A 26202-nucleotide genomic window follows, 5' to 3' on the forward strand; every position below is an offset into this window, starting at 1 on the left:
TAGTGAAACAAAGTCATTTTAATGTCAAATAACATAAGATTAGCTTGAAGCGTTAATCTTATTCTAAACTCGCGTCAAATCTTGAGTATCCGCTGATATCTTCGTAAATTTAGAGAACAAATTTAATACGTAAGAATATGGCACTTTTAGAAAATAAAGTAGCTTTTGTGTCTGGTGGCGGCTCTGGAATTGGGCGTGCAGTAGCAGAGGCATACGCTCGAGAAGGAGCAAAAGTTGTAGTTTCAGATATCAATGTGGATCACGGTGAAGAAACCGTTAAAATGATAAAAGATAAAGGCGGAGAAGCTTTTTTTATAAAAGGAGATTCGTCGAGTGCAAGCGATAACAAACATATGGTTGAGGTTACGGTTTCAAAATATGGAAGATTGGATATTGCCTGCAACAATGCAGGAATGGGCGGACCAGCAAAACCAACCGGTGAATATGAACCTGAAGACTGGGATCGTGTTATCGGACTCAATTTAAATGGTGTTTTTTATGCCTGTCGTTACCAATTAGAACAAATGGAGAAAAATGGAGGAGGAAGTATTGTAAATATTGCTTCTATTCATGGTCAAGTTGCCGCACCACTTAGTCCTGCGTACACAGCTTCTAAACATGCAGTTGTAGGTTTGACTAAAAATATAGCTGTAGAATATGCCCAGAAAAACATTCGATGTAATGCTGTTGGACCAGGTTATATTGAAACAGCACTTTTAAAAGACAATTTAAATAAAGATATGATGCAAGCTGTTGCTGCAAAGTCGGCTATGAACCGTTTAGGAACAGCAGAGGAAATTGCAGAATTGGTGGTTTTCTTAAATTCAGATAAATCATCATTTACTACAGGAAGTTATATTATTGCCGATGGTGGTTATACAGCGGTATAATATTTTTTAGAGTATAATATTTTGAATTAGAAAAAGCAGTAAGCGAAAGTTTGCTGCTTTTTTTGTTTTATAAAATACTATTATTTGTAAGAAATATGGAATTTGTTTTAGCTGTCTGTAGAATGTCCTGTATTGAATAATGTTTTGTGTAAATGCTGTTTGGTTGGTTTTATTTTATTAACTTTAAGTGTAAGCTAGGTTTTGTTGAATAATATTAACAAAATCCAAAACGTTAAGTTTAAGGTTTTATAATACTGGCTTAACTTTAAAGGCGATAAATTTGAATTCTAAAAACTCTATTATTTAACAGTATGAAAAAACTTTACTTTTCGCGCCAGCTTTTGGCTTTGATATGTTTGTTGGTCTGCTTTTCTGGAAATTTGTTTGCCCAGACTATGCCGGATCCTCAAAAGAACTTACCGTACCAACAAAATTTTGAAGGATGGGATGCGACTGATGCACAGTTTCCTGCAGGATTTCAAGGATGGACTCTTGGTAGTAATGTTTCTGGAGCAACTCAGTACCTAACTTCTCCAACTTTTACAGATTCTAATACTATAATTACGGGTAGAGGAGCAAATAATACAGGAGGTGGTTTCTATAACTATGTTGGTAAATTAGGATTTTTAAATACGGGAAATGTTAATCTTACCATTGGTTTTGCTTTTTCAAGCGAAGGAACTACCAATGTACAGGTTCAGTACGATATTATGACGATAAGAAATTTCGTTGATGCTACAAACACGAGAATCAATGAAGTGATCTTGCAATATAGAGTAGGTACTACAGGAGAATTTACTTCACTTTTAGGAACTGCTTACAGAAATAATGATGTTAATCAGACAACTAATGTTACTCTGCCGCTTAATTCTCAGCTAAGAAAAATTACATTGCCTGCAGAATGTGACAATCAGCCAATAGTGCAGTTACGTTGGGCTTCTAGACAAGTTTCTGGTGGTGGAGGACGTCCGTCTTTTGCAATTGATAATATTGATATTAGAAAAGATACTTTTGCTCCAATAAATGTTTCAGGTTATCCAAAAGCAGATAATGTTCTGGCTGATAGTTTCGATTTTACTAGTAAAATTGATGAGATTGGAAAAACATATTACGTATTGGTAGCAGGCGGAAGTGCAGAGCCAACAGTTGCACAAATAAAAGCAGGACAAAATGCAAATGGAACTGCTGCGTTACAATCAGGAGTTTTTGATGTTACAAATTCTTCTCTTGATTATCTAAAAAGCTTTACAGGTTTATCTTTAAATACGGCTTATTCTGTTTTCTCAATCTCTGAGGATCCGTATAATAATGTACAAGCTACAGTAAATAAGGTAGATGTTAAAACGATAAGTGTTACTCCTCCTGCTATTTCTACAACAGTTGATGTGTTAAATTTAGGTGGAACTGAACCAAATTTTGATGCTTTAATTAAAAGTTATCAAGTAGGAGCTACAGATCTTACTGCAAATGTTGTGGTAACGGCTCAATCAGATTTTTTACTTTCAAAAGACAATGCTACATTCGCATCATCGCTAACATTTATTCCTGCTGATTTTGCTTCTAATGCAACGCCAACAGTTTATGTAAAATTTACTCCAAATGCAATTGGTAGTTTTACGGGTAAAATTACTCACGAAACAACTGGTGGCCCAACAAAAACAGTTGATGTAACAGCTTTTGGAACAAATCCTTTTATACAAAATTTTGATGACCCTAATGTTTTAACAAACAGCGGATGGTCACAATATAATGAGGCAGGACCACTAAACAAATGGACTCACACGACTGTAGCTAGAAACGTAAATTCTGGAACAGGAGCTGTTCTTGTGAATGGTTTTTCTGATTCTGGAGCAAGTAAAGATTGGTTGATTTCTCCAAAATTACGTTTAGATAGTTTTACTGATCTTCCATTGCTATCTTTTTATTCTCGTCAATTTTATGATGGACCATCTTTAAAACTAATGGTTTCTACTGATTATGATGGAACAAGTAATCCAAGTACAGCTACATGGACAGTAATAGATGGTAAATTTCCAAATACAACAGGATCTTACGCTCAATCACAATATATTAATCTTTCTGCTTACAAAACCAATCATACTTATTTGGCATGGGTTTATGAAACAACAGCAGGAGGAAGTGGGAACGCTGCAGAATGGTCTTTTGATGATTTTGCTGTTGTCAATGAAACGAAATATTTAGATTCAAATCCAATTTTAGATTTCGGAGATGTAAATCCAAATTCGGTTTCTGCAAGTCAGTCTTTTGTTTTTAAAGCAGCGGGCTATAATGATATTACACTTCAAGCTCCAGCTTCGTATCAATTATCAGCAGATAATATCTCATTTACTTCTAGTATAGTTGTTTCTTCTGCAGATGCAGCAGCCGGAAAAACGGTTTATGCAAGATTCGCACCTACAACAAAAGAACCAACAATTTCGGGTGTCTTAACAGTTACAGGTACTTCATTAAATAAAGAAATAGGTTCGTTTACGGCTTCTTCATGGCCAAAAGCAGATACTTTTGATGTAGTAACATACAACGTATCATTTTTTGGATCAACAAATAATACATACGGTCCAACAAACAATGCGTTGCAAATTGAAAATGTGGCAAAAGTCATGAACAAATTGAATGCAGACGTTTACGCTCTTCAAGAAGTATCAAGTGATACATCAATAGATGATTTGATTAAACAGATCAATATCAATGGAAAAACTTTCGCTAAAGCGACTTCTACTTCTTGGTCTTATTCATGGCAAGATCCTCCAAGTGATCCAAATTATCCAGCTCAGAAATTAGTAGTACTTTACAATACACAAACAACTACCGTAAAAAGCACAAAAGTGATGTTTAAGGAAGTGTATGATCAAGTTCGTAATGATGTAGTGGTTCTTCCAAATTATCCAGGAGAAGGTGCTACAGAGAGAAATGACGATAGTTTTTTCGCTTCAGGACGTTTGCCTTATTTGGTTGAGTTGGAAACGAACATTGGAGGTATTAAAAAAACAATTAGTTTAATTGACTTTCACGCACGTGCCAATAGCGGTACTGATGTAATGAAATACAATCAACGTAAATACGACGTTGATTATCTAAAACAAGATTTAGATGCCAATTATGCAGATAAAAATATCATTCTTTTAGGAGATTTAAATGATGATGTAAAAGCATGGGTTGGAAACGCAAGTACTCCATCATCTTATCAGAGTTTTGTAGAAGATACGGCTGGTTTTAATCCTTTAACTTTAGAAATTAGTAAAGCAGGAGCTGTTAGTTATTTAAATTATACTCCGCCAAGTTTCTTAGATCATATTATTATTTCGAATGAATTAACAGATCAATATATCGCTAAGTCAATTGCAGTTTATGATCCTAGAAATGATATTTCAAATTATATCAGTACAACTTCAGATCACGGACCAGTTATTGCCCGTTTCCAATTAAAAGAAGATGTGCTTTCTACGCCAGATTTTGGAAAAAACAAATATTATGTAAAAGCTTATCCAAATCCAGCGACGGATGTTTTAAACTTTGATATTAAAACAACGCAAGGAAGAGACCTGAAAATTAGATTATATGATTTTAACGGACGTGCAGTTGGTAGTCCAATAAGCGTTAAGAATGAATCTGAAATTAGTACAGCAGTTGTTTCTGTTAACAATCTTGTTTCAGGTGTTTATTTCTATACGGTTACAGAAAATAATAAGGTGATTTTTAAAGATAAGATTATCAAGAAATAATCTAGATTTTTAACATAAAAGAAAAGGCAGTCTTAAATTGACTGCCTTTTTTTATTCCAATATTTTTTTTAGCTTGTTGAGTTCAATATTATTTTGATCAGTGAAAGAAAAGAAATAGTCTAATTGCCATTTTTGAGTTTTTTGAGCCTGTTTACTCGTAGTTTCATCCCAAGGCGGATAAACTCTAGTTGCTCTAATTCCTTCTTTGCTTGGTGTCGAAAAAATCCCTTTTTCTAGCAATATTTTCTTGGGAAATATAAATTGTCCCCAATTAACGTCTTTTCGAACACTTACTATCACAAAATCAATGGAGTCAGAATAATCGAAAGGTTCAATAATTCCGTTTTTATTTCGTTTCCAAAGCGTAACAAATTGTCCTGTTTTGGTTGGAGTTATTTTGGCTTCCCGATAGCAGATTTTTTTATCGTTTAATTCAAAACGATAAGCACTGTATTCCTCGCTTTCGTTTTCTTTTTGAAGAAATCTGATTGCTAAACCTGATTTTTCAAAAACAATTTCTTTTGCCAATTTTAAATCAGTTGAAAGAGAATCGATTGAAGAAGCTGTAAAATCCATAAACAAGAATTAATTTTTTTTGAAAATTACGCTAAACTAAATTTAGAACGAAACATTCAAACCAAAATTTAATCCCCATTGAAACTGGTTGAAAGACTGAGTGCTTAACGGATTGATATAGTAATTCATTGCAGGTTCTACAAATACATTGGTTTTTTTGTAAACGCGATATTGTAATGTACTGCTCAACGTTGAACCATAAACATAATCATTGGCACTAGTATTTTGTCCAATAGAATGTCCATCTAAGGCGACATTGTTCGAAATCAATTTCCCAACAAATCCTCCTGTATTTAAATTAATGCTTGCCTTATTTTTATTAAAAACAGAATAAGACACTTCTAGAGGCAATTCAATATATCTTAGATTCTGATCCAGTTTTCCTGTTTGAACATTGGTTGCATCTTTTAAAGCTTCTTTTGTAGTGCTGGATACCAAAAGGTAATCTGGATTATTACTCACAGGAGCAGCATTAGCATTGGCAGTAAGATAAGCGCCGGGAATAAAAAGTGTATTACTTTTGGCACTTACATACGATACATTTGCAACGCTTTGTCCCAATTCATTAATTTTTAAACCAGAACCTACAGCCCATTTTTTATTGATATTGTATTTAGTTCTAACTCCATAAGAGTTGGATTGTTTAGAATCGTTTGTGTTACCAAGAGTCTTTTCGTTTTTGGTATTTTCAGAACTAGCAACTCCAGCAAAAACAGCAACTGCCCATTTTTCGTTCTTATCAATAAGTTTGTCTTTTTTCTCTTTTTCTTCTTTTTTAGCTTCCGGACTCAAGATTCCTTTTTCTAGATTTTGAAGTTCTGCAAGTTGAACAGAATCAATTTTGCTTAAAACATTTTCTTTAAACTTAGTTGAATTCTCTTTTGAATTGGTTTTATATGCCAGTTCAGTAGATGTATTTTCGGTTGGTGCTTTTTGTGAATTTTGGTTTGAAAAAGCAAGATTATTGTTTTTAGAAGGAGCTAAACTTTCAAAAATCGAATTAGAAAGCTGTTTTTTAGCAGTAGAATTAAATTTGTTTTCTTTTCCAAAAACAATTCTTTCTTCAGAAATGCCTTTGTTATTGGTTTGCTTGTTTACTAAAATAGCTTTTTTAGAAGATGTCGCTTTGGTTTTATCTTCTGATGTATTGTAATTCTGAATTGCAAGAGACTGATTTGGAACATTTGTGCTTTTTTGCAGATTAGATTCAGAATCCTTTTTATTGGTTTTGTTTTTAGAATCGCTATGTGCAACAGCTGTTTCCTGCTCTTGAATTCCGTTAGAATTTAAATTATTGAATTGTTTTTCTGATGGAGTACTATTTTTTAAAGAATCTTTTACTTCATTATTGTTTTTATCCTGATTCGTATTATTGTTTTTAGAGGTATTATTTCCTTTTTCGTCAAGAACTACTTGGTTGTTATTAAATCCGTTAGTGTCAAAGTTTTTATTTTCTAGAGAACTCAAATGTAAAATTGAAGGCAGAAGTAATCCTAATAATAAGCATGCAGCAGCCGACCACCAAAGAATAGCTCTCTTCTTCTTTTTTGGTTTGTCTAATTTTTCCTCAATTTGTGCCCACAATTCAGGAGGCGGAACACTAGAAAAGTCTTCCATTGATGAAAAAATATCTTCTATTTTTTGCTTCTTCATGCTGTCTTAAAATTTTTTATGCTCAAAATTCGCTTTTGTAAAATATGTTTGGCGCGATTTAAATTTGATTTGGATGTCCCTTCGGAGATTTTTAGTAATTCGGCTATTTCTTTGTGTTTCATTTTCTCAAAAACATATAGGTTAAAAACGGTCCGATATTGATCTGGTAAATCCCGAATGTATTCTAAAAGCTTTTCCTGTTCCATCGGAATCGCTTCTAATTCCTCTTCTTCTACAAAATCTGTGTCGGGATCAAAAACATCGAGAAAAAAACTCTCTTTTTTCTTCTTGTTTAAAGTTTCGATGAGTTTGTTTATGAAAATCCGTTTAAGCCATCCTTCAAAACTTCCCTCAAACTTATATTGGTTTATTTTTTGAAATACGATTACAAAAGCTTCCTGAAAAACGTCTTTCGCGTCATCTTCATTTTTCATATACTTCAAGCAGATACCATACAAAACAGGAGAGAACAACTGATAAATTTTCAGTTGTCCCTCTCTGTCATTTTTCATGCACAGTTTGATGTATTTTTCTAACTCGTCTTTCAAGAAATGGTTCAAATTTGATTTGGCAAAAATAGTTTTAAATAGCTTACAAAACTATCTTTTAAAAATAGTTCGAGAACCATCTTGATTGTTGCTTACAATCGTTAGGTTTTGATTATCAAGTTTTTCTATTACATAAGTTTTACCTTCAAAGGTAATTAAGTCATGTTCTGTCTGGTCAGAATAACCTATTCCTTTTTCTATCTCGTAAGCACTGTTTCTAATTTCTACATTGTTTTTATAAGTTATTACTCTTCCAGTTTGAGTGAAGATAACTTTCTTGGTGAAACCAATAGTTTTCGGAGTTGCAAGGTACGGATTCTTCGTTCCTCCAACAGATTTTTCCCAAGTCCAAGTATTTATAATTGCGCTCGAATTTACTTTAGAAGCATCCGCTGAAATAAAACTGGCAAAAAGAAAAAAGGCAGTAAAAGATACAAAAAGGTGTTTCATAATGGAGTTATTTTAAGCTTGTGATTTTATTTTGAATAACTTTTTTGAAAGCTATAATAGCAGCACTTTGATCTGCAGTGTCTGTATTGTCAATATAAACTTTAGTTACTGCTGCACCCTGACGTAATTCGAAATAAATTCCACCTTGATCTGCAGAATCTGGAGAGCCGTAAGTTTTAGTTTGTCCTTTTAAAGCTAAAATTTCAGAAGGAACATCTTTTAAAAGTAAGCTATATTCTCCTCTTTTGATGGTTGGAGTATATTTGTACTGACCAAATTCATATTGTCCTGACTCAACATTTAAGAATTCTAAAGTGTTGTAATCATTAATTTGATAGAATTTTTGACAATTTGAACTTGCACACTCACTGTAAAAACTTCCAATTACAATATTATCCGGATTTTCGTTTGTTTTGTTGAATAAGAATCCTTTAGATGTTTTAGGAATTAAAACAAAATCAGACGGGTTAGTTGGAGTTTGTGTTACTGTTTCACCAGCAGCAGGAGCTTTTTCATAATAGTTAACAATGATCTCACAGTTGTTTTCTACGATAGAAGTGATTTTAACAGCATAACCGCTGGTAGTCTTTGTACCCGAGAAAATACTAACTAGATATTGTTTTGTAAAATCAATGTTTGGATCACTTGGAACTGGACAGCTTCCTGCAGTTTTTGTAAACAATTTATCCATTTCTTCCTGAGACGTAACGACAGCAACAGAAGGAATAACTGGTGGGGTTTTAATAGTATAGTTGCATAAAAATGGAAATCCAGTAAAATTTACAAGACTATTAACTCCGCAATTCATATTAGCATCATCTCCATTATTAAGGGAGCAGGCACTAAATCCAAAAGCTACAAATAAGCTCAGCATTAATTTTTTCATAATTTATTTTAATAGGTTTATATCTTGTAGATGGTGCTTTTTTTAAAAGGTTGCGTAGGTGTTGTAATTTTTTTTATTTTTTTCTTTCTGATAAAATGTTGGTTTAGTTTGGATTGATTATGAATTCGTGAAATTTTGATTTTAAAAACTAAGTACTACGTATTATTGCGTACTTTTACGTAAAATAAACTTAGTTATGTTAGATTATTTACCGTTTTTATTGGGGTTTATCATTGCCTTATGCATTGGGATTTACTTAGGAAAATTGCTTTCGACTTCTAAAAATCAGTCGGAAAAAGCTATTTTAGAAGAAAAACTAAAGGTATTAGACACGCAATTGCAAATGCAGAAAGAACAATTTGAAAGTGAAAAAAAAAATTTTCAGAAACAATTGCAATTCAATAATGTGGAGAAAGAAAATATTCGAACAGAAAAAGACAGTTTAGCCATTCAGCTTTCTAAAAAAGAAGTCGATTTTGAAAATTTATGGGAGCGTCATAAAGAACAAAAAAGCGAAATCAGTGAACTTCAGGAAAAATTCACCAAAGAATTTGAAAATCTAGCCAATAAAATTCTAGAAGAAAAATCGGCGAAGTTTACCGAACAAAATACTGTAAACATGAAAAGTATTCTGTTGCCTTTACAGGATAAAATTCAAATTTTCGAACAAAAAGTAGATCAGACTCATAAAGAAAGTATCGATTATCATGCTGCACTTCGTCAACAAATTATTGGTTTAAGCGAAATGAATGCACAAATGAGCAAAGAAACCTTGAACTTGACCAAAGCCTTAAAAGGCGACAGTAAAATGCAGGGAAATTGGGGCGAATTGGTTTTGGAACGTGTTCTTGAAAAATCAGGTTTAGAGAAAGGTAGAGAATATGAAGTACAGCAAAGTTTTACCAATTCAGAAGGAAACCGTGTTTTTCCAGATGTGGTAATTAATCTTCCTGACGGTAAGAAAATGATTGTCGATTCTAAAGTTTCGCTTGCTGCTTACGAGAAATGGATCAATGAAGAATCGGAACTGTTGAAAATAGAGTTTTTAAAAGAACATGTCAATTCTATTAGAAGACACGTAGAAGGTCTTGGGAGTAAAAATTATCACGATTTATATCAAATAGAAAGTCCTGACTTTGTTTTATTATTTATTCCGATGGAACCTGCTTTTGCCATTGCCTTAAATGAAGATCCAGCATTATACAATAAAGCTTTTGACCGAAACATTGTAATTGTAACGCCAAGTACACTTTTAGCTACTTTAAGAACAATCGACAGCATGTGGACGAATCAGAAACAACAGGAAAATGCTTTTGAAATTGCGAGACAAGCAGGTGCGTTATATGATAAATTTGAAGGATTTGTATCTGATTTAGTCCGAATTGGAAATAAAATAAAAGACACGAAAACAGAATACGAAAGCGCCATGAATAAACTGGTTGAAGGAAAAGGAAATTTGATTACCAGCGTCGAAAGATTGAAAAAAATGGGCGCCAAAGCAAAGAAATCTCTTCCTGAAAGTATTATTTCCAGAGCGTTAAATTCGGATGAAAATGAGTTATTGAATTAAAAATTAAAAATTTAACACATAGATACATAGGCTTTGTAAACTTAAAAAAGGCGTTTCACTTTCATAAATGCACATAGCTATGTGTTAGAAACTAGTTTCTTTTTTATTACTCTTTTTAAATAAAATTAAAATCTATGTTTCTATGTGTTTAGAAAAAATACAACTAATCACAAAATACCAAAAACAAAAACATGACTACAGATTTTAAACCCGTTTCTTCATCAAAAGTGAGCATTTCAGAATTGATGCTTCCTTCGCATACTAATTTCAGCGGAAAAATTCACGGAGGATATATTTTACAATTATTAGATCAGATTGCATTTGCTTCGGCATCAAAATTTAGTGGAAATTATTGTGTGACGGCTTCTGTTGATACAGTAAACTTTTTGAAACCAATCGAAGTGGGAGAATTGGTAACCATGAAAGCTTCTGTAAATTACGTTGGAAGAAGTTCGATGGTTGTTGGAATTCGAGTAGAAGCCGAAAACATTCAAACAGGAGTAATCAAACATTGTAATTCATCTTATTTTACAATGGTTGCCAAAGATAAAGAAGGTAAAAGTGTTCAAGTTCCTGGATTGATTTTGTCTAATTTGCAGGAAGTTCGTCGCTTCAGAAAAGCAATTAAACATATTGAGGTTCGTAAAGAAGTGGAAGAACACGAAAAATTGTCTCGAATTAATTCGATTGAAGATTTAGCAAGTTTAGAAAAATATAATGTTCTTTTAGAAATCAGTTAATTTTCTTATATTTATTTCAAACACATTAAATAGAGAAAAGATGATAAAGTTTGGATATACAATATTGTACGTTGAGGATGTAGAGGCATCTATTACATTCTATGAAAATGCATTTGGTTTTTCACGCAAATTTATAAGCCCCGATCATGATTATGGTGAATTAATTACTGGCGGGACAACACTTTCGTTTGCTTCAAAACAATTGGCATCGCAAAATTTAAAAGATGGTTTTCTAGAAAGCAGTCTGGGAGATAAACCTTTTGCTATAGAAATTGGTTTTATTGTAGATAATGTTCCAGAAATTTTACAAAAAGCGACTTCGCACGGAGCCATAATGGTTTCAGAACCTGTTGAAAAACCTTGGGGACAAGTTGTGGCATATGTTAGAGATTTAGATGGTTTTTTAATTGAAATCTGCACAGAAGTAGAAAATGTAGTTTAAATTTTGAAACTGATTTTCGCATTCAAAACATTCACAAATATTTAGCATAAGTGAGAGAACTATGCAAGCATAAATTTCGTAACTTTAATTGTAATCATTAGGGTTACGAAATTTTTTTTCACGGAATATTGCCGTTCAATTTTCAAGCTTAATCTGAATCTAATTTTTACCTTCTCTTAAACAGGAAAATGGAATGACATAATTGTTTAAATGCAGACGATTATGAAAACAACTACCTTATTATTTTTACTTTTAACTGCTTTTTCTGTATTGGCACAAGACAAGTTCTTTACCAGCACCGGTACTGTAAATTTTGAAGCTTCTGTACCTCTTTTTGAAGAAATAAAAGCAGTAAACAGACAGGTTATGATTCTTTTAGAACCTAAAACAAGTACTTTTATCTGTACTGTTATGATCAAAGATTTTCGCTTTAAATTGGATTTAATGCAAGAACATTTTAACGAAAATTATTTAGAAAGCAATCGCTATCCAAAAGCGGTATTTAAAGGTAAGATTGAAAAATTTGATTTGAAAGATATTAATGAAGTCGAAAAGAAATATGAAATCAAAGGGAAATTAAACATGAAAGGAAAGACGAAAGAGATTGTCGTTAATGCTTTAATCAAAAGAGTTCAGGACGGAATTCAGATCATTTCAGATTTTCCAATTATGGTTTCAGATTTCAATATTAAAATTCCAAGTAAAATTGCGTCTAAAATTGCTCAAACTGCCAATACAGAATTGACTGGAATAGTACATAGCGATGAAACGATGTATGCTACTTTGAAATAAGTAAATTTGGATTATTACTATGTGAATTTAAACCAGTGAAACGCCTTTTTATAGATTACAAAATCTATGTTTCTATGTGTTTAAAACTATTTTAAACAGTTAATCAACGTTTTTTCTAAATCCGTAAATTGAAATTCAAAACCTGTTTTCTGAATTTTTTCTGAAGAGGCACGCTGTCCGGTTAAAATGACTTCGCTCATTTCTCCCAATACTAATTTGAGAAAAAAAGGTGGAATTTTAGGAAGCCAAATAGTATAATCAAATTGCTTGGCAAACGTTTTAGAAAATCTAGAATTGGTAGTATTGTCGGTTATGCAGGCATTGTAAGGACCTTCTAAGTTTTGATCTTGGATACTTTTGAGATAGATATTACATAAATCGTCAATATGAATCCAAGGAAGATATTGTTTTCCTGAACCTAATATGGCGCCAAATCCAGCTTTAAAGCTCGGAGTCAGTTTTTTTAGAAAACCTTCATCTTTGCCTAAAACAATTCCAGTTCTAATTTTAACAGTTCTAATATTCAAAGCGCCAATTTTATCAACGGCGCTTTCCCATTTTTGGCAGGTTGTGCCTAAAAAATCATCAGCTGGGGACATATTTTCGATACAGATTTTATGGCTTGTAATGGCGCCATAAATTCCTATTCCTGAAGCGGAAACAAAAGCTTCGAGTTTTTTATTGTGCTTTTCTAAAACAGAAAGAATTACATCGATTGGTTTCACACGGCTTTCAACAATGGCTTTTTTTCTTTTTGCAGTCCATCTTTTTTCTACAATTCCTTCTCCAGCAAGATGAATGATATAATCGGCATTTAAAACGGCATCTTCATCAATGTAACTTTTATTCAAATCCCATTTGTAATATTGAATTGCCGGCGAATTCTCTCTTTTGGAACGACTCAAAACAGAAACAGAAAATCCAGCTTCTAGAAGAACATCAGTTAAATGTTTTCCAATGAAACCGCTTCCGCCTGTTAGTAGAACATTTTGAGTCATAATAGTTTATAATATATTTAACAGTCTAACTTGTTTAAGGATTAGTAAAGGTACTTAAACAATGTTTACCTTTATGGCAAATTCTAAATTTTAATAAAATGGCGACTAAAAAAAAGGAAATTACCAAAGATGATATCGTTTCAAAATATATGGATGAGGTTTTAGAAAAAGGTCAAAAACCAAAATCAGTTTATCATTTTGCCAAGGAAAATGATTTTACAGAAGCTGAATTTTATTCTTTTTTTGGAACATTAGAAGGTTTAGAAAAAGAAATTTTTAGATTGTTTTTTGAAAACACAGTAAATCTGCTTCATAAAAACGAAGAATATCAGCAATACGATATGAAAAATAAAATGCTAAGTTTCTATTTTACTTTCTTCGAGATTTTAACGGCAAACCGAAGCTATGTTTTACAAACGCTTAAAATCGACAGAAATCCGCTTAAAAATTTAGTACAGCTGACTACGCTTCGCGAAAGCTTCAAGAATTACGTTTCAGAAATCCTAACTGACGATTATAGACTGGAGCAAGAAAAATTCCAGAAGTTTCAAGAAAAAGCTATTCAAGAATCATCTTGGCTGCAATTGATGATGACGATTAAATTCTGGATGGAAGACGAATCGGCAGCTTTTGAGAAAACAGATATTTTCATCGAGAAATCGGTTAATGCTTCGTTTGAATTGATGAATGTAGCGCCAATGAATCATTTGATAGATTTTGGAAAATTTCTATTTAAAGAAAAAATACACAGCAGATAATGAAAACAATCGATTATATCCCAACTTCAAAAATTGAAAGAGCGGGAAAATTAGTTCAAACGGGGGCTAAAATCGGAGTAAACTATATCAAGCATTATGCTGAAAAAGTAGTAAATCCAGATTTGACTCGAGATAAACTAAACGAAAACAACGCCGAAGATATTTACGACGGACTAAAAAGCTTAAAAGGAAGCGCACTTAAAGTCGCACAGATGTTAAGCATGGACAAGAATTTTCTGCCACAGGCTTATGTGGAGAAATTCTCATTGTCGCAATTTTCTGTCCCGCCTCTTTCGGCTCCGTTGGTTTTAAAAACCTTCAAAAATAATTTTGGCAAAACGCCTTATGAAATTTTTGACGAATTCAACCCGAATTCTGTAAACGCGGCGAGTATTGGTCAGGTGCATTTGGCAAAGAAAAATGACAAAAAACTAGCCGTTAAAATTCAGTATCCTGGAGTTGCGAATAGTATTTCATCAGATTTGGCTTTGGTAAAACCAATTGCAATTAGAATGTTCAATCTTCAAGGAAAAGATTCTGATAAATATTTTAAAGAAGTTGAAGATAAATTGATTGAAGAAACAAACTATTTGTTGGAATTAAAACAAAGTCAGGAAGTAGTTGATGCTTGTAGTAAAATAGAAAATATCACTTTTCCGAATTATTATCCAGAGTTTTCGTCAGAGAAAATCATTACGATGGATTGGATGACTGGAATTCATCTTTCGGAATTTACGGCTAAAAATACAGATCAAGAAGTTGGAGATAAAATAGGGCAGGCGCTTTGGGATTTTTACATGTATCAAATACATGTTTTACGAAAAGTTCATGCTGATCCGCATCCTGGAAATTTCTTGGTTGGTGATCAAAATCAATTAATTGCTTTGGATTTTGGTTGTATGAAACAAATTCCAGAAGATTTTTATGTACCATATTTTGAGCTAATCAATAAAAATGTGATTACTAATGAAGAGCTTTTCAATAAAAAATTATTTGAATTAGAAATCCTTCGTGAAGATGATACACCAGCAGAAGTAGAATATTTCACGGCTATGTTTCATGATTTATTATCACTTTTCACACAACCTTTTCAAAACGAAACTTTCGATTTTGCAGATGAAAAGTTCTTTAACGCCATCGCAGAGTTAGGAAAACGCTTTTCTGAAGATACGAATCTGAAAAAAATGAACGGAAACCGTGGTTCCAAACATTTCATCTACATGAACCGTACTTTCTTCGGATTGTATAATTTAATGTTCGATTTGAAAGCGAAGATTGTGGTGGATAATTATTTGAAATACTAGACTTCGTAAATTCCAAAATCCAAATTTAGAAAGAACAGCCTTTGTCAAAGTTTTGAACTTTGACAAAGGTTTTTTCGTCTAGTTTGTCATCCTGAGGAACGAAGGATCACACTAGTAATTCCCCATAGAAAGAATATATTGTGTACCCAAGGTTGAAACCTTGGGCTATGTTTTAACATTAGGGTCAAAATCTTTGCGGAGCTTCTTGTGTGATCCTTCGTTCCTCAGAATGACAAGTTTATGTAAGTATAATTTTATTTCAAAATCCCAGCCTTGTACGTTGCAATCGCACGATCTCTTGCAAAAGCGTGATCAACCATTGGTTCATTATAACCAAGATCAAATTCTGGAATCCATTTGCGAATGTATGCTCCTTTTTCGTCAAATTTCTTTTGTTGAATTTCAGGATTAAAAACTCTGAAATAAGGCGCAGCATCGCAACCTGTTCCAGCAGCCCATTGCCAGTTGCCTACATTTGAAGCCAATTCAAAATCCAAAAGTTTTTCGGCAAAATAAGCTTCGCCCCATTGCCAGTTGATTAAGAGATGTTTGCATAAAAAACTAGCGACAACCATACGAACACGATTGTGCATGTAACCCGTTTCATTGAGCTGACGCATTCCTGCATCGACCATTGGATAACCTGTAGTTCCGGAACACCAGCGTTTGAAATCATCTTCATTATTTCGCCATTGAATTCCGTCGTAAGCCGATTTAAAATTATGATTCACACAATTTGGGAAGCTGAATAGAATTTGGATAAAGAATTCCCTCCAAATCAGTTCGCTTAAAAAAGTCTGATTTTTTCGGTTTGCCCAATTCACTAATTTTCGAATACTAACAGTTCCAAAACGCAAATGTGGAGAAAGATAAGAAGTTCCGTCTATGGCAGGAAAATCTCTTATTTCTTTGTAATTGGCAATTTGCGTTAAATTGTGAGGTTGAACTTTAATCGTACTTTTTTCAAAGCCAATTTCAGATAATTCAGGGAATTTGAATTTGCTTTTGAAGAAATTAGATTGAAAGGAAGTCGAGTCAAATTCGGGAGCTGTTCCTAGAAAATGATATTTTTCGAGCCATTTATTTTTATATGGTGTGTAAACGGTATATGGAAGCCCATCGGCTTTTGTGATTTCTTTTTCTTCGAAGATTACATGATCTTTAAAAGAGAAAGATTCTATTTTGTTTTCTTTTAATAAAGCTGTTATTGCTGTATCGCGCTTGGTGGCAAAAGGTTCGTAATCTTTATTGAAAAATACATTCTGAATATCGAATTCCTCCAAAAGAGATTTCCAAACTTCTTTTGTTTTTCCTTTTTTGATTAAAATTGAAGATTCAAATGTGTTTAATTCGGTATTTATTTTTTGAAGTGAATCGTAAATAAAACTTACTCTAGCATCATTTTTCGGAAGATTGTCCAGAATATCTTCATCAAAAATAAATAAAGGAATTACAGGAAAATCAGATTGTAAAGCATGAAATAATCCGGTGTTGTCTTCTAAACGCAAATCACGTCTAAACCAGAAAAAAGAAACTTTTTGTTTTGTCATTGTTTTTATTTTCGCTCGATGATTTTAAAGTTTTTGCTATGAAAATTCCTCGCCAAGTCGCCAAGTCGCCAAGTTTTTATTAAATGCTTAAGAAAAGAAAAGACTTAGCGACTTGGCGTCTTTGCGAGATTATTTTTTAGATTTAAATGCTTTTTTGTTCAGCATTAATCTGTATAATTTTGGGTTGTGATTTAGAATTGAATAATTCTTCGATTTTATGGTAACGGAAATCGAAGATGCTTTTCAGTTTGTTTCTTACTACTAATCGATTCATTAAACGTCCTAAGATTCCAAAAGGTAAAGAATAGTGTACAATGTCTGTCATTTTTGTTCCTCCATCTGATGTTCGTTCAAAAAAGTGCTTATGATGCCATAGTTTGTATGGACCAAAACGCTGAATATCGATAAAATACTCATTTTCTTTACAAGTGGTAATTTCAGTAACCCAAGAAAGCTTTATTCCTAAAAGCGGTCTCAAAGTATAGGTTATAATTTGTCCCTGATACATTCGTTTGTCATCGAAGTCTTTGATTTCGAAATTCATATTGTCGAGTGTAATGGTCTGCAGGTTTTTTGGACTTGAGAAAAAATCCCAGCATTCTTCTACACTGGCATTTACATATTGAACGGTTGCTATTTTGTATAATTTCATCTTTTCCTAAATCAATTGTTACAAATGGCTTTTGAAGGCTACATTTTATAATATTTAAAGGGTACAAACAACATTCCAAAACATTCTCCTTTTTCTTTGTTAAGGTGTTTATGGTGTATTTTATGCGCTTTTCTAAGTCCGATGAGGTATTTGTTTTTCGTGTTTTTAAACCATTTAAAACGTTGATGAATTAAAACATCGTGAATTAAAAAATAACAAACACCGTAAAGTGTGATTCCGCAGGCTATGAAAAATAAATAATTGAATCCGCCCTGAACGCCAAAGTAGAATAAGATAATACTTGGAGTAGCAAAAATGACAAAGAAAATATCGTTACGCTCAAAGGTGTTTTCGTATTTCGGCTGATGGTGATCGGCATGAAAATACCACATAAAACCGTGCATTACATATTTGTGCGTAAGCCAGGTAACACATTCCATGAATAAAAAAACGCCTAAAAAGATTAGAAAAGAAATCATTTTATAAATGTTGTAATTAAAATTATAGTTTTAAATCTGTTGAGTTTAGCTTTAGATTATAAAAGATTAACTCAAATGAATTTTTTGTTTGTTTGCTATTCTGAGGAACGAAGAATCACACAAGAAGCTCCGCAACGTGAATTACCAATCTTTGTCGATCTACTAGTGCGATTTCTCCTTCGTCGAAATGACAAACTGTACGCTTAGTTTACACCAATTTCAATTTATAAGTCACAAAAGACTGCGCCAAAAGTCCCGCTTTGGTATAATTAGAAACTCGAATTCTTGCATTTCCAATTTCGTGTGATGGCGTATTTTTTAGTTTTTTAAGCAGTTTTTTATAATAAACATAAGCCGTATAAACTCCAAATTTGGCTTCCATAGGAAGTTTTACAATTCCTTGATAAGCGATTCTGAAATCTTCTTCGATTTCTTTGATGATTTGCTCTTTAGAATCTTCATTGAAATTTTCGAGATTAACGCCAGGGAAATAAGTTCGGTTTAAAATGGTATTATCGTCTTTTAAATCTCTTAAAAAGTTTACTTTCTGAAAAGCCGAACCTAATCGCATGGCTTCTTCTTTTAACTGTTCGTATTTGTGTTCTTTTCCTGAAACAAAAACTTTTAAGCACATTAAACCCACAACATCGGCAGAACCGTAAATGTAATCGGCATATTCGGTTTGGTTGTTGTAAGTTGTTTTTATAAGATCCAATTTCATGCTTTTTAAAAATGCCTGAACCAGATCGTCTGTAATATTATATTCTTTAACGGTATGTTGAAAAGAATTAAGAATAGGGTTTAAACTAATTCCCAATTCCATTGCTTTGTAATATTCTTTTTCAAAATCTTCAATGAGGTATTCTTTTTCATAATCATGAAAAGAATCTACAATTTCATCTGCAAAACGTACAAATCCGTAAATGCTGTAAATGGCGTCGCGTATGCTTGGTGACAACATTTTTACGGCAATCGAAAAAGAAGAGCTGTAGTTTTTGGTAACCAGCTTACTGCATTTGAAAGAAACGGCGTCGAATAGTGATTTCATTTTTTTAAGATCTTAAAGATTTTTGAATTAATTCAGCTGCTAGTTTTCCAGAAATTAACGCAGGCGGAACACCTGGACCAGGAACAGTTAATTGTCCTGTAAAATATAAGTTACGAACTTTTTTGCTTTTTAATTTTGGTCGCAAAAATGCCGTTTGCAATAAAGTATTCGCCATTCCGTAGGCGTTTCCTTTGTAGGCATTGTAATCTGCCACAAAATCGTTTTTACAGAATGATTCCTTAAATATAATGCTATTTTTTATCTTTTGCTGTGTAAGTTGCTCAAAACGAGTGATTATCTTTTCAAAGTATTTTTCGCGAAGTTCCTCGTTATCTTCAATTCCTGGTGCGAGCGGAATTAAAAAGAAACCTGTTTCCATTCCTTCTGGTGCAGCGCTTGAATCTGTTTTTGATGGAAAATTGGCATAAAACAAAGGTTCTTCAGGCCATTTTGGATGATCGTAAATATCAATCGCATGCTGATTAAAATCAGTATCAAAAAATAAAGCGTGATGCGAGATGTTTTCGATCTTTTTGTTGAAACCAATAAAAAATAAGAGCGAAGAAGGAGCAAAGATTCGGCTTTCCCAATATTGATCAGAATAAGCGCGATGCTCTTTTTCCAGTAAAGTTTCAGTATGTTGATAATCGGCTCCGCTTAAAATGATATCAGCTTTTAAGATTTCTCCATTAATGACAATTCCGGTTGCGATTTTGTCTTCAACAATTATTTTTTCGATTGGCGAATTGGTTTTAATGGTTACGCCAAGTTCTAAAGCTAATTTTTCGATTCCTCTAATGACATCAAACATTCCGGTTTTCGGATGCCAGGTTCCAAGTCCAAAATCGGCATAATTCATGAAATTGTAAAAGGAAGGTGTTTTGGTTGGTTTTGCGCCAAGAAACAAAACAGGAAATTCTAGAATCTGAATCAGTTTTTTATTGTTGAATTTTTTACGAATATCAGCACTTACATTACCCAAAAACTGATTGAGTTTTAAAGCGGTTTCTTTTGTGATTAATTCAAGTGGAGAAACTCCTGGGCGATAAACCAGATCTTTTATGGCAATGTCGTAATTGCTTTTGGCTTGATCGATAAAGGTTTGAAGTTTTTGACCACTTCCTTTTTCAATTTCTTCAAATGCAGATTTGATATCTTCCAGATTATCATAAATGCTTATAAAATCATTGATTCCGAAATAAACACGATAAGCCGGATTTAGTTTTACAAGCTCGTAGAAATCGGATGGTTTTTTATTGAAATCTTGAAAAAAACGTTCAAAAACGTCGGGCATCCAATACCAGCTTGGTCCCATGTCGAAAGTAAAACCTTCTTTTCTAAATTGTCTGGCACGGCCTCCAATAGTTGGATTTTTTTCATAAATAGTGACACTGTTTCCTTGTTGAGCAAGATAACATGCGGCGGCCAGGGAGGAAAAGCCAGATCCGATTATTTTGATTGTTTTTCTCATTTGTTTAACAAATATAGAAAAACTTTAAACAAAATAAAATTAGATCATGTTAATAGTTTCTTCCATGGAGTCAAAAATGCGGATTCTGTCGTTTAAAATCTTTTGATCGATATGTTCGACCATTTTTCCCATCAGCCAGATTTCGTTGTTTTTTTGCAACAATTTCTGTCCCATCGATTTTACGTATTGATTGATTACGCTTCGATCTGGTTGAACAGTCATAAACGAGATAAAGGTAATGTTCTCAAAATGACGTGTTAAATCCTGAAGGTTTTCAATTGGCATACTTTCGCCTAAATAAATCGTTTTGTAGCCTTTATCCAGAATTTCGTATTGCAGATACAATAATCCAATTTGGTGAATTTCATTTAGCGGAAGCGATAAAACAAAAATTCGGTCTGTTTTGGTTGGTTTTCTTATTTGTAAACTCTCCGTATATATTAAGATTTTCTGTTTAATCAAATGACTCATAAAATGTTCATTTGCGGGAGTTATAGTTTCAGATTGCCATAACAATCCAAGCTCTTTAAGAAGAGGTAAAAAGTGCTCTTTGAAAACTTCTTTAAAAGTTTTCTCAGAAATAAGCCAATCGAAAGTATTGAAAAACAATTCCTGATCAAAGTTCATCATCGCCATTTTGAATGAAGTAATGGCGTAGTTTTGGGAGTTTTTCTTTGAAATGATTTCGCGTACCAATTGCGGTATCTTTTCTTCTGGATACGTTGCTATTTTAGAAATCTTATAGCCATATTCGTGTAATAACGTAATGTTTAAAAGTTTCTGAAGATTGTGTAGATTATAAAATCTTATATTGGTATCGGTTCGCATTGGTTCAAGAATATTGTATCTCTTTTCCCAGATGCGTATGGTGTGCGCTTTAATTCCAGATAAGTTCTCAAGATCTTTTATGCTGAAAACAGTTTTTATATTGTTTATCATTTTTTGCGATTAGGTCAACAAATGTAAAACAAAATCTAATATACAACCTTAAAAGCACATTAAAAAGATAGAAGATTAGCGGTTTATATATTTAAAATATATTTTATACCTAAAATCAGGTATTTTTTTCTTAAGAAAATTATTACTTTGATAATAAATAAAAAACAGCCTTCAAATAAAAATAAGAAGACTGTTTTTTGTTTTGAGTTGGAATTATTTGCAATAATTCGCTTTGTTTTTTATGGCGCTTTGACTTCCTAATTCAATTGCTTTAGTAAAATCTTTGCAAGCATTTCTTTTATCGCCATTTTCATTGTAGGCTAACCCTCGTAAATTATAAGCGATATAATCTTTCGGATTTAAACCTAAAGAAGAAGTACAATCATCAATGGCGTTTTTGTAGTTTTTCAATTTGTAATACACGTTTGCTCTGCCGGTAAAAGCATCGGCATTCATGTTGTCCAATTCAATGGTTTTGCTGAAATCTGCTTCAGCGCCTTTCAAATCGTTTAATTTGTATTTTGCGACACCGCGATTTTGATAAGCTTCGACAAATTTAGAATTCATGCTAATAGCTTTAGTGTAATCGGCAATTGCGCCTTTTGTATTTCCAGCTTCAGCTTTTTTCATGGCTTTATCAAAATAGCCAGTTGCAGATTGTGCCCAGATAGAGCAAGTCATCATCATAAGTGATGCTAATAGTAGGTTTTTCATAAAACTAATTTGGGATTAGTGATTCGTTATTTTCTAAAACGAATTTAAGAAAGTTTTTATTTTGTAAGAGAATTTCTTTTTTAAATAATGGTTTAGATAATGAGATAAAATCAGTTTCGGTTAGATTATTTATTTACATTCGTAAGAAAAATCTAAGATGGGATATTGGTGCAGTCTACACTTGTTTGATGATAAGAAATTATTTTATAGTGAAGTAGTTCCGCAGTTAAGAGGAGAAGTTGGTGATTTGACCGAAGCCACTCGGGAATTCTTAAAACATTATCTGGTTGGAGGAATTGCTCGTTTTTCTGAAGAAAAATTGAATAGTCTTATTGAAGAGAATATTCAAAAGATTATTTCTGTCTCAAAGTCGCTTGATGAAACGTTTAAAATTCATCAAGAATTTCATGGAATTACCGATTATCATACTCAAAACCGTTTTATAGGAAGCCTTGATGGTCATTATGAATTTTGTCAATTTCTGGAATATTATATATTTAAAACCTGTGCCGACTACAATCCGCATTTAGGATTGGGAAAGGGTGGTGTGTCTAGAAATTTTGATATTCCGATAAAAACAATTTCTTGGAATATCATTGGAGAACTCGATAATTGGAATGATTTTTTGTCTCAAGATAGGATGGGAATTTCAAATTGGATAACGCATGAAGATGTTGAGCTTCTTTATCTCGATAAAGACAATTTGCATTTTGAAGATAGCAAGATTGCGGAGTCTTTCTTAGAATTGCTAGATGTTGCTTACAGAAATAAGCTTGGTTTAATTATGGGAATTGATATGAGAGAAAGTCAGTTGGAGTTGTTGTATAAGAACAAATTGTTATAGAGTTTCAAAATATCCTAAAAACAAAAAAGGCCAAGTAAAAATAATTACTTGACCTTTTGTGACCCGACTGGGGCTCGAACCCAGGACCCCATCATTAAAAGTGATGTGCTCTACCGACTGAGCTATCGAGTCATTCATTTCTTCAATGAGGGTGCAAAGATAAGTACTTTATTTAGTTTTTCGCACCTTTTTTGAAATGATTTTTAGAATAAATTATAAAAGCCTATTTTACAATAAAATAGGCTTTTGATTTTTTGGTGACTTTAACGGTGTAGAATTGAAACCGCTGATCTTTCTGAATTATTTATTTGATTAGCTTTTCAAGTCTTTGCATCATCTCTTCTTTTTCTTTTAGCATGCGTTCATACAAAGCTATTTTTTCTTCGTGAAGTTGAATTAATTTATCAATTGGATGAATATTAATTGTTCCGTAATTAAAAGAATTAGTGAAAGCGTGTTCTCCAAAAGTATTAGAAATAATATTTATTGCTTGTTCTTCATCAAAATTTTGAAACGCTTCTACAGGAATTTTCAATACTGCAGAAATTTGTTTTAGAAGATTTTCCTCAATTACATCTTTCTGCTCCAACATAGAAATTTTCTTCTGATTCCAGTCTTCTCCCAGATCATAAGCTAACGCTTCCTGTTTTATGTTAAGCATTTCTCTAAAACGTTTTACGTTTCTTCCCTGATGTATTTTCTGTTCCATAATGCGTATTTATTTTCTAAAGGCTCAAAGTTAAAGCCATGCAGATTAAAAAATCTGATTTCCAAAGATAGAAAAATATCCTGCAAAATATTTTTTTTGTCAGATATTATGTCTGCTTTCGGAATGTTCTGTCTCTTTGAGAAAACTTGTGATTTTTTTGAAAACTATTTTATTTTTTTTGAAGTTTTGAAAACTTATAAAGAGAAAAATTTGAATTCAAAAAAAACGGAACAAAGTAGAAAAATCTTCTTTGTTCCGTTTGAGTGACCATGGAGGGATTTGAACCCTCACGCCCTTAAGAGCACCACCCCCTCAAGATGGCGAGTCTACCGTTTCTCCACATGGCCTAAAATGAAAAAAGGTCAAGTAAATTAATACTCGACCTTTTGTGACCCGACTGGGGCTCGAACCCAGGACCCCATCATTAAAAGTGATGTGCTCTACCGACTGAGCTATCGAGTCATTGCTTTCAAGAAATTTAATTTGTTAATCACAAAATTTGTGACCCGACTGGGGCTCGAACCCAGGACCCCATCATTAAAAGTGATGTGCTCTACCGACTGAGCTATCGAGTCATTGCTTTCAAGAAATTTAATTTGTTAATCACAAAATTTGTGACCCGACTGGGGCTCGAACCCAGGACCCCATCATTAAAAGTGATGTGCTCTACCGACTGAGCTATCGAGTCATTTAATTTCTTGAATGCGGGTGCAAATATAAGGAGTTTTTTTTGAAGTTTCCAAGGAATTTTATCATAAATTTGTCTTTTTTTTGGAAAAGTTTCCAATCGCTTAGTTTATAAGGTTTTATTAATATGAAAAAAATTGTATTGTTAGGTTACATGGGTTGCGGAAAGTCGACAATTGCCCAAAATTTGTCAAAAATTACAAATATTCCGTTCTTAGATTTGGATAAAATTATCGAAGAAAGAGCAAAAATGTCCATCAATGAGATTTTTGAGAAGCATGGAGAGATCTATTTTCGAAAATTAGAACACGAAATATTTGTCGAATTACTGCAATCTGACGAAAATAATATTATTGGATTAGGAGGAGGAACTCCGTGTTATGCCAATAATCATGAATTGCTAAAAGGAGATAATGTTGCTTCTATTTATTTAAAAGCATCAATTGATACTTTATATAATAGATTAATACATAATAAAAGTAAGCGTCCTTTAATTGCTAATATGAATGAAGAGGAAATGAGAGAATTTATCGCGAAACATTTATTCGACAGAAGTTTTTACTACAATCAAGCACAACATAAAGTAGTGGTTGATGATAGATCTGTCGAAGAAACGGTTCAGGATATTTTAAAAATCTTAGCTTAAAGAAGCGTAGTCGCCGTTTTCTGAATCGAAAACTACTTGTACGTGTTCTAATAGTGAAGTTGAAAGAGAAATGCCCTTAAAGTCTGCCTTTACAGGGTATTTTTTATGGTTTCTGTCTACAAGTACAGCTGTTTTAAATTTCTTAAGCGGCGCATCAAGAAAATGACGAACAGCATAAATTAAGGTTGTTCCAGAATTTAGAACATCATCAACAAGAACTAATCCTTTATTAGTGTATTCTTCTTGGCTTAACGAAGTTTGTATAGCATCTTGTGGTTTTTGTTTGTTTACTTTAACCTCGCAGATTGAAACTTTTAATGTAGAAATGCTGCTTAAGGCAACGGCTATTTTCTCGGCAAAAACAAATCCGTTAGAAGCAATTCCGGCAATAACAACTTCTTCTTCATCAACAAAAGTCTCGTAGATTTGATAAGCGATACGTTTAATTTTATGTTCGATTTCCTGATTGGTTAGGATGATGTTATTGCTCATAATGTAATTTTTTGCTAATATACTTAATTTAAATTCCAATATTTAAAAAAGGAAATTCCAATTTATGAATTCCAAATTCCAAATTTGTAAAAGTAAATTGGCATTGTTTAAAAGTGAAAATTAAAAGTTTGTTGTTATCGTTTAAAATTGGGATTTGGAATTTTTAAAATTGGAATTTAATTCTCATCCTCTTCCTCGTCGTAAATCTCATCTCCATAATCGTCGATATCTCTACGATCTTTTTTGGTTGGTCTTCCGGTACCGCTTTTTCGATAATGCTCTTTTGATAGTTTTAGAAGTTCTAAATGTGCGTAAGCTTCTGGTGGAGTTTCATTCTTGCGATAAATATCGACTAATTTTGCTCCGACACGGCTTTCTGGAATATCTAGAACTGTTATTATCTGTGTAATTTGATCTTTTCTAAAGGTGATGCGGTCAGTAGGGAAAACTTCTTTAGATGGTTTTGCAACCTGCCCGTTTACAGTGATATGGTTCTTTTTACAAGCCTCTGTAACCATGTTTCTGGTCTTGTAATATCGAACGCACCATAAGTATTTGTCTATTCTCATAATTTTTCTAAAATAGAAGTTAAATTCTTTACAAAAATAAATCAATATTGTA

26 protein-coding genes and 5 tRNA genes are annotated in these 26202 nt (G+C 32.9%); 10 read left to right on the forward strand and 21 right to left on the reverse strand.

Going from position 1 to position 26202, the window contains the following annotated elements; genetic code table 11:
* Window positions 1–137: 137 nt before the first annotated feature.
* Together NQQ59_RS09915 and NQQ59_RS09920 are read left to right on the forward strand one after the other, a co-directional pair.
* Window positions 138–890: an SDR family NAD(P)-dependent oxidoreductase gene (locus tag NQQ59_RS09915; RefSeq protein WP_144218122.1), complete on the forward strand. Its 753-nt coding sequence runs from the start codon at window positions 138–140 to the stop codon at window positions 888–890.
* Window positions 891–1201: 311 nt separating this feature from the next.
* Window positions 1202–4633, forward strand: coding sequence for a T9SS type A sorting domain-containing protein (locus NQQ59_RS09920; protein WP_144218123.1), 3432 nt, complete (start codon window positions 1202–1204; stop codon window positions 4631–4633).
* 51 nt (window positions 4634–4684) lie between these two features.
* Here NQQ59_RS09920 and NQQ59_RS09925 read toward each other — a convergent pair whose 3' ends face one another.
* The 5 genes from NQQ59_RS09925 to NQQ59_RS09945 are packed head-to-tail and all read right to left on the reverse strand — an operon-like array spanning window position 4685 to window position 8746.
* Window positions 4685–5209, reverse strand: coding sequence for a MepB family protein (locus tag NQQ59_RS09925; RefSeq protein ID WP_144218125.1), 525 nt, complete (start codon window positions 5207–5209; stop codon window positions 4685–4687).
* A 42-nt stretch (window positions 5210–5251) separates the two neighbouring features.
* Window positions 5252–6862, reverse strand: a complete 1611-nt coding sequence (locus NQQ59_RS09930; protein WP_144218128.1) for a hypothetical protein — start codon at window positions 6860–6862, stop codon at window positions 5252–5254.
* Complete coding sequence (locus NQQ59_RS09935) at window positions 6859–7410, reverse strand: RNA polymerase sigma factor (RefSeq protein ID WP_144218130.1); 552 nt, start codon at window positions 7408–7410, stop codon at window positions 6859–6861. The genes NQQ59_RS09930 and NQQ59_RS09935 overlap by 4 nt, the downstream gene beginning before the upstream one ends.
* 51 nt (window positions 7411–7461) lie before the next feature.
* Window positions 7462–7860, reverse strand: a complete 399-nt coding sequence (locus NQQ59_RS09940; RefSeq protein WP_144218132.1) for a hypothetical protein — start codon at window positions 7858–7860, stop codon at window positions 7462–7464.
* A 7-nt stretch (window positions 7861–7867) separates the two neighbouring features.
* Complete coding sequence (locus NQQ59_RS09945; protein ID WP_144218134.1) at window positions 7868–8746, reverse strand: protease complex subunit PrcB family protein; 879 nt, start codon at window positions 8744–8746, stop codon at window positions 7868–7870.
* A gap of 196 nt (window positions 8747–8942) precedes the next feature.
* On the opposite strand from NQQ59_RS09945, the gene rmuC reads away from it, so the two are divergent.
* The 4 genes from rmuC to NQQ59_RS09965 all read left to right on the forward strand — a co-directional run bounded on the left by rmuC (window position 8943) and on the right by NQQ59_RS09965 (window position 12290).
* Complete coding sequence (rmuC, locus tag NQQ59_RS09950) at window positions 8943–10316, forward strand: DNA recombination protein RmuC (protein WP_257698187.1); 1374 nt, start codon at window positions 8943–8945, stop codon at window positions 10314–10316.
* A gap of 191 nt (window positions 10317–10507) precedes the next feature.
* Window positions 10508–11056: an acyl-CoA thioesterase gene (locus NQQ59_RS09955; RefSeq protein ID WP_144218136.1), complete on the forward strand. Its 549-nt coding sequence runs from the start codon at window positions 10508–10510 to the stop codon at window positions 11054–11056.
* A 40-nt stretch (window positions 11057–11096) separates the two neighbouring features.
* Complete coding sequence (locus NQQ59_RS09960) at window positions 11097–11498, forward strand: VOC family protein (protein ID WP_144218138.1); 402 nt, start codon at window positions 11097–11099, stop codon at window positions 11496–11498.
* A gap of 222 nt (window positions 11499–11720) precedes the next feature.
* Window positions 11721–12290 carry a YceI family protein gene (locus NQQ59_RS09965; protein ID WP_186296625.1) on the forward strand — a complete coding sequence of 190 codons (570 nt, stop codon included), beginning with the start codon at window positions 11721–11723 and terminating at the stop codon, window positions 12288–12290.
* Window positions 12291–12376: 86 nt separating this feature from the next.
* On the opposite strand, the gene NQQ59_RS09970 is transcribed toward NQQ59_RS09965, so the two are convergent.
* Window positions 12377–13288, reverse strand: a complete 912-nt coding sequence (locus tag NQQ59_RS09970) for a TIGR01777 family oxidoreductase (protein WP_144218142.1) — start codon at window positions 13286–13288, stop codon at window positions 12377–12379.
* Window positions 13289–13386: 98 nt separating this feature from the next.
* Here NQQ59_RS09970 and NQQ59_RS09975 point away from each other — a divergent pair, with 98 nt between their 5' ends.
* Together NQQ59_RS09975 and NQQ59_RS09980 are read left to right on the forward strand one after the other, a co-directional pair.
* Window positions 13387–14046, forward strand: a complete 660-nt coding sequence (locus NQQ59_RS09975) for a TetR family transcriptional regulator C-terminal domain-containing protein (RefSeq protein WP_144218144.1) — start codon at window positions 13387–13389, stop codon at window positions 14044–14046.
* Complete coding sequence (locus NQQ59_RS09980) at window positions 14046–15350, forward strand: ABC1 kinase family protein (protein ID WP_144218146.1); 1305 nt, start codon at window positions 14046–14048, stop codon at window positions 15348–15350. The genes NQQ59_RS09975 and NQQ59_RS09980 overlap by 1 nt, the downstream gene beginning before the upstream one ends.
* 254 nt (window positions 15351–15604) lie before the next feature.
* Here NQQ59_RS09980 and NQQ59_RS09985 read toward each other — a convergent pair whose 3' ends face one another.
* From NQQ59_RS09985 to NQQ59_RS10015, 7 genes are all read right to left on the reverse strand, one after another.
* Window positions 15605–16900: a cryptochrome/photolyase family protein gene (locus NQQ59_RS09985; RefSeq protein ID WP_144218148.1), complete on the reverse strand. Its 1296-nt coding sequence runs from the start codon at window positions 16898–16900 to the stop codon at window positions 15605–15607.
* A 142-nt stretch (window positions 16901–17042) separates the two neighbouring features.
* Entirely contained in the window at window positions 17043–17552 is a 510-nt protein-coding gene (locus NQQ59_RS09990; RefSeq protein WP_144218150.1) for an SRPBCC family protein, read from the reverse strand.
* 38 nt (window positions 17553–17590) lie between these two features.
* The gene (locus NQQ59_RS09995) at window positions 17591–18031 is read right to left on the reverse strand and encodes a sterol desaturase family protein (RefSeq protein ID WP_144218152.1); all 441 of its coding nucleotides are present in this window, start codon (window positions 18029–18031) and stop codon (window positions 17591–17593) included.
* A gap of 208 nt (window positions 18032–18239) precedes the next feature.
* Window positions 18240–19079, reverse strand: coding sequence for a phytoene/squalene synthase family protein (locus NQQ59_RS10000; protein WP_144218154.1), 840 nt, complete (start codon window positions 19077–19079; stop codon window positions 18240–18242).
* Between the two features lie 4 nt (window positions 19080–19083).
* Entirely contained in the window at window positions 19084–20550 is a 1467-nt protein-coding gene (locus NQQ59_RS10005; protein WP_144218156.1) for a phytoene desaturase family protein, read from the reverse strand.
* 39 nt (window positions 20551–20589) lie between these two features.
* Window positions 20590–21489, reverse strand: a complete 900-nt coding sequence (locus NQQ59_RS10010) for a MerR family transcriptional regulator (protein WP_144218158.1) — start codon at window positions 21487–21489, stop codon at window positions 20590–20592.
* A gap of 213 nt (window positions 21490–21702) precedes the next feature.
* On the reverse strand, window positions 21703–22203 hold the full coding sequence (locus NQQ59_RS10015) for a tetratricopeptide repeat protein (RefSeq protein WP_257698189.1): 501 nt from the start codon (window positions 22201–22203) through the stop codon (window positions 21703–21705).
* 157 nt (window positions 22204–22360) lie between these two features.
* Between NQQ59_RS10015 and NQQ59_RS10020 the strand changes: the two genes are divergently transcribed.
* Window positions 22361–23047 (forward strand): hypothetical protein, encoded by a 687-nt coding sequence (locus NQQ59_RS10020; RefSeq protein ID WP_144218160.1) that lies wholly within the window; start codon window positions 22361–22363, stop codon window positions 23045–23047.
* 59 nt (window positions 23048–23106) lie between these two features.
* Here NQQ59_RS10020 and NQQ59_RS10025 read toward each other — a convergent pair.
* The 6 genes from NQQ59_RS10025 to NQQ59_RS10050 form a co-directional block, all read right to left on the reverse strand.
* Window positions 23107–23179: transfer RNA gene (locus tag NQQ59_RS10025), tRNA-Lys, on the reverse strand.
* Window positions 23180–23351: 172 nt separating this feature from the next.
* Window positions 23352–23756, reverse strand: a complete 405-nt coding sequence (locus tag NQQ59_RS10030; RefSeq protein ID WP_144218162.1) for a helix-turn-helix domain-containing protein — start codon at window positions 23754–23756, stop codon at window positions 23352–23354.
* Between the two features lie 264 nt (window positions 23757–24020).
* Window positions 24021–24103, reverse strand: a tRNA-Leu gene (locus tag NQQ59_RS10035).
* Between the two features lie 42 nt (window positions 24104–24145).
* Window positions 24146–24218 (reverse strand) — tRNA-Lys (locus NQQ59_RS10040).
* Between the two features lie 40 nt (window positions 24219–24258).
* A tRNA-Lys gene (locus NQQ59_RS10045) sits at window positions 24259–24331 on the reverse strand.
* A gap of 40 nt (window positions 24332–24371) precedes the next feature.
* Window positions 24372–24444, reverse strand: a tRNA-Lys gene (locus tag NQQ59_RS10050).
* A gap of 126 nt (window positions 24445–24570) precedes the next feature.
* Between NQQ59_RS10050 and NQQ59_RS10055 the strand changes: the two genes are divergently transcribed.
* Window positions 24571–25089, forward strand: coding sequence for a shikimate kinase (locus NQQ59_RS10055; protein ID WP_144218164.1), 519 nt, complete (start codon window positions 24571–24573; stop codon window positions 25087–25089).
* On the opposite strand, the gene NQQ59_RS10060 is transcribed toward NQQ59_RS10055, so the two are convergent.
* Both NQQ59_RS10060 and NQQ59_RS10065 read right to left on the reverse strand, forming a co-directional pair.
* Window positions 25081–25581, reverse strand: coding sequence for a phosphoribosyltransferase domain-containing protein (locus NQQ59_RS10060; RefSeq protein ID WP_144218167.1), 501 nt, complete (start codon window positions 25579–25581; stop codon window positions 25081–25083). The genes NQQ59_RS10055 and NQQ59_RS10060 overlap by 9 nt on opposite strands.
* 176 nt (window positions 25582–25757) lie before the next feature.
* A complete protein-coding gene (locus NQQ59_RS10065; protein ID WP_144218169.1) occupies window positions 25758–26150 on the reverse strand; it encodes an RNA-binding S4 domain-containing protein in 393 nt (130 codons plus the stop codon).
* Window positions 26151–26202: the final 52 nt, after the last annotated feature.

This window comes from Flavobacterium panacis, assembly GCF_024649945.1.
Classification (GTDB): domain Bacteria; phylum Bacteroidota; class Bacteroidia; order Flavobacteriales; family Flavobacteriaceae; genus Flavobacterium; species Flavobacterium panacis.

Bases quoted from the DNA above. Each gene is read 5' to 3' on its own strand.
- NQQ59_RS10005 (WP_144218156.1), bottom strand. From the start codon at position 20,550: ATGAGAAAAACAATCAAAATAATCGGATCTGGCTTTTCCTCCCTGGCC.
- NQQ59_RS10055 (WP_144218164.1), top strand. From the start codon at position 24,571: ATGAAAAAAATTGTATTGTTAGGTTACATGGGTTGCGGAAAGTCGACA.
- NQQ59_RS09965 (WP_186296625.1), top strand. From the start codon at position 11,721: ATGAAAACAACTACCTTATTATTTTTACTTTTAACTGCTTTTTCTGTA.
- NQQ59_RS09980 (WP_144218146.1), top strand. From the start codon at position 14,046: ATGAAAACAATCGATTATATCCCAACTTCAAAAATTGAAAGAGCGGGA.
- NQQ59_RS10010 (WP_144218158.1), bottom strand. From the start codon at position 21,489: ATGATAAACAATATAAAAACTGTTTTCAGCATAAAAGATCTTGAGAAC.
- NQQ59_RS10015 (WP_257698189.1), bottom strand. From the start codon at position 22,203: ATGAAAAACCTACTATTAGCATCACTTATGATGATGACTTGCTCTATC.
- NQQ59_RS09995 (WP_144218152.1), bottom strand. From the start codon at position 18,031: ATGATTTCTTTTCTAATCTTTTTAGGCGTTTTTTTATTCATGGAATGT.
- NQQ59_RS09985 (WP_144218148.1), bottom strand. From the start codon at position 16,900: ATGACAAAACAAAAAGTTTCTTTTTTCTGGTTTAGACGTGATTTGCGT.
- rmuC (WP_257698187.1), top strand. From the start codon at position 8,943: ATGTTAGATTATTTACCGTTTTTATTGGGGTTTATCATTGCCTTATGC.
- NQQ59_RS09945 (WP_144218134.1), bottom strand. From the start codon at position 8,746: ATGAAAAAATTAATGCTGAGCTTATTTGTAGCTTTTGGATTTAGTGCC.
- NQQ59_RS09940 (WP_144218132.1), bottom strand. From the start codon at position 7,860: ATGAAACACCTTTTTGTATCTTTTACTGCCTTTTTTCTTTTTGCCAGT.
- NQQ59_RS09970 (WP_144218142.1), bottom strand. From the start codon at position 13,288: ATGACTCAAAATGTTCTACTAACAGGCGGAAGCGGTTTCATTGGAAAA.
- NQQ59_RS09955 (WP_144218136.1), top strand. From the start codon at position 10,508: ATGACTACAGATTTTAAACCCGTTTCTTCATCAAAAGTGAGCATTTCA.
- NQQ59_RS09990 (WP_144218150.1), bottom strand. From the start codon at position 17,552: ATGAAATTATACAAAATAGCAACCGTTCAATATGTAAATGCCAGTGTA.
- NQQ59_RS10065 (WP_144218169.1), bottom strand. From the start codon at position 26,150: ATGAGAATAGACAAATACTTATGGTGCGTTCGATATTACAAGACCAGA.
- NQQ59_RS09920 (WP_144218123.1), top strand. From the start codon at position 1,202: ATGAAAAAACTTTACTTTTCGCGCCAGCTTTTGGCTTTGATATGTTTG.
- NQQ59_RS09930 (WP_144218128.1), bottom strand. From the start codon at position 6,862: ATGAAGAAGCAAAAAATAGAAGATATTTTTTCATCAATGGAAGACTTT.
- NQQ59_RS10020 (WP_144218160.1), top strand. From the start codon at position 22,361: ATGGGATATTGGTGCAGTCTACACTTGTTTGATGATAAGAAATTATTT.
- NQQ59_RS09975 (WP_144218144.1), top strand. From the start codon at position 13,387: ATGGCGACTAAAAAAAAGGAAATTACCAAAGATGATATCGTTTCAAAA.
- NQQ59_RS09925 (WP_144218125.1), bottom strand. From the start codon at position 5,209: ATGGATTTTACAGCTTCTTCAATCGATTCTCTTTCAACTGATTTAAAA.
- NQQ59_RS09915 (WP_144218122.1), top strand. From the start codon at position 138: ATGGCACTTTTAGAAAATAAAGTAGCTTTTGTGTCTGGTGGCGGCTCT.
- NQQ59_RS10030 (WP_144218162.1), bottom strand. From the start codon at position 23,756: ATGGAACAGAAAATACATCAGGGAAGAAACGTAAAACGTTTTAGAGAA.
- NQQ59_RS10000 (WP_144218154.1), bottom strand. From the start codon at position 19,079: ATGAAATCACTATTCGACGCCGTTTCTTTCAAATGCAGTAAGCTGGTT.
- NQQ59_RS09960 (WP_144218138.1), top strand. From the start codon at position 11,097: ATGATAAAGTTTGGATATACAATATTGTACGTTGAGGATGTAGAGGCA.
- NQQ59_RS10060 (WP_144218167.1), bottom strand. From the start codon at position 25,581: ATGAGCAATAACATCATCCTAACCAATCAGGAAATCGAACATAAAATT.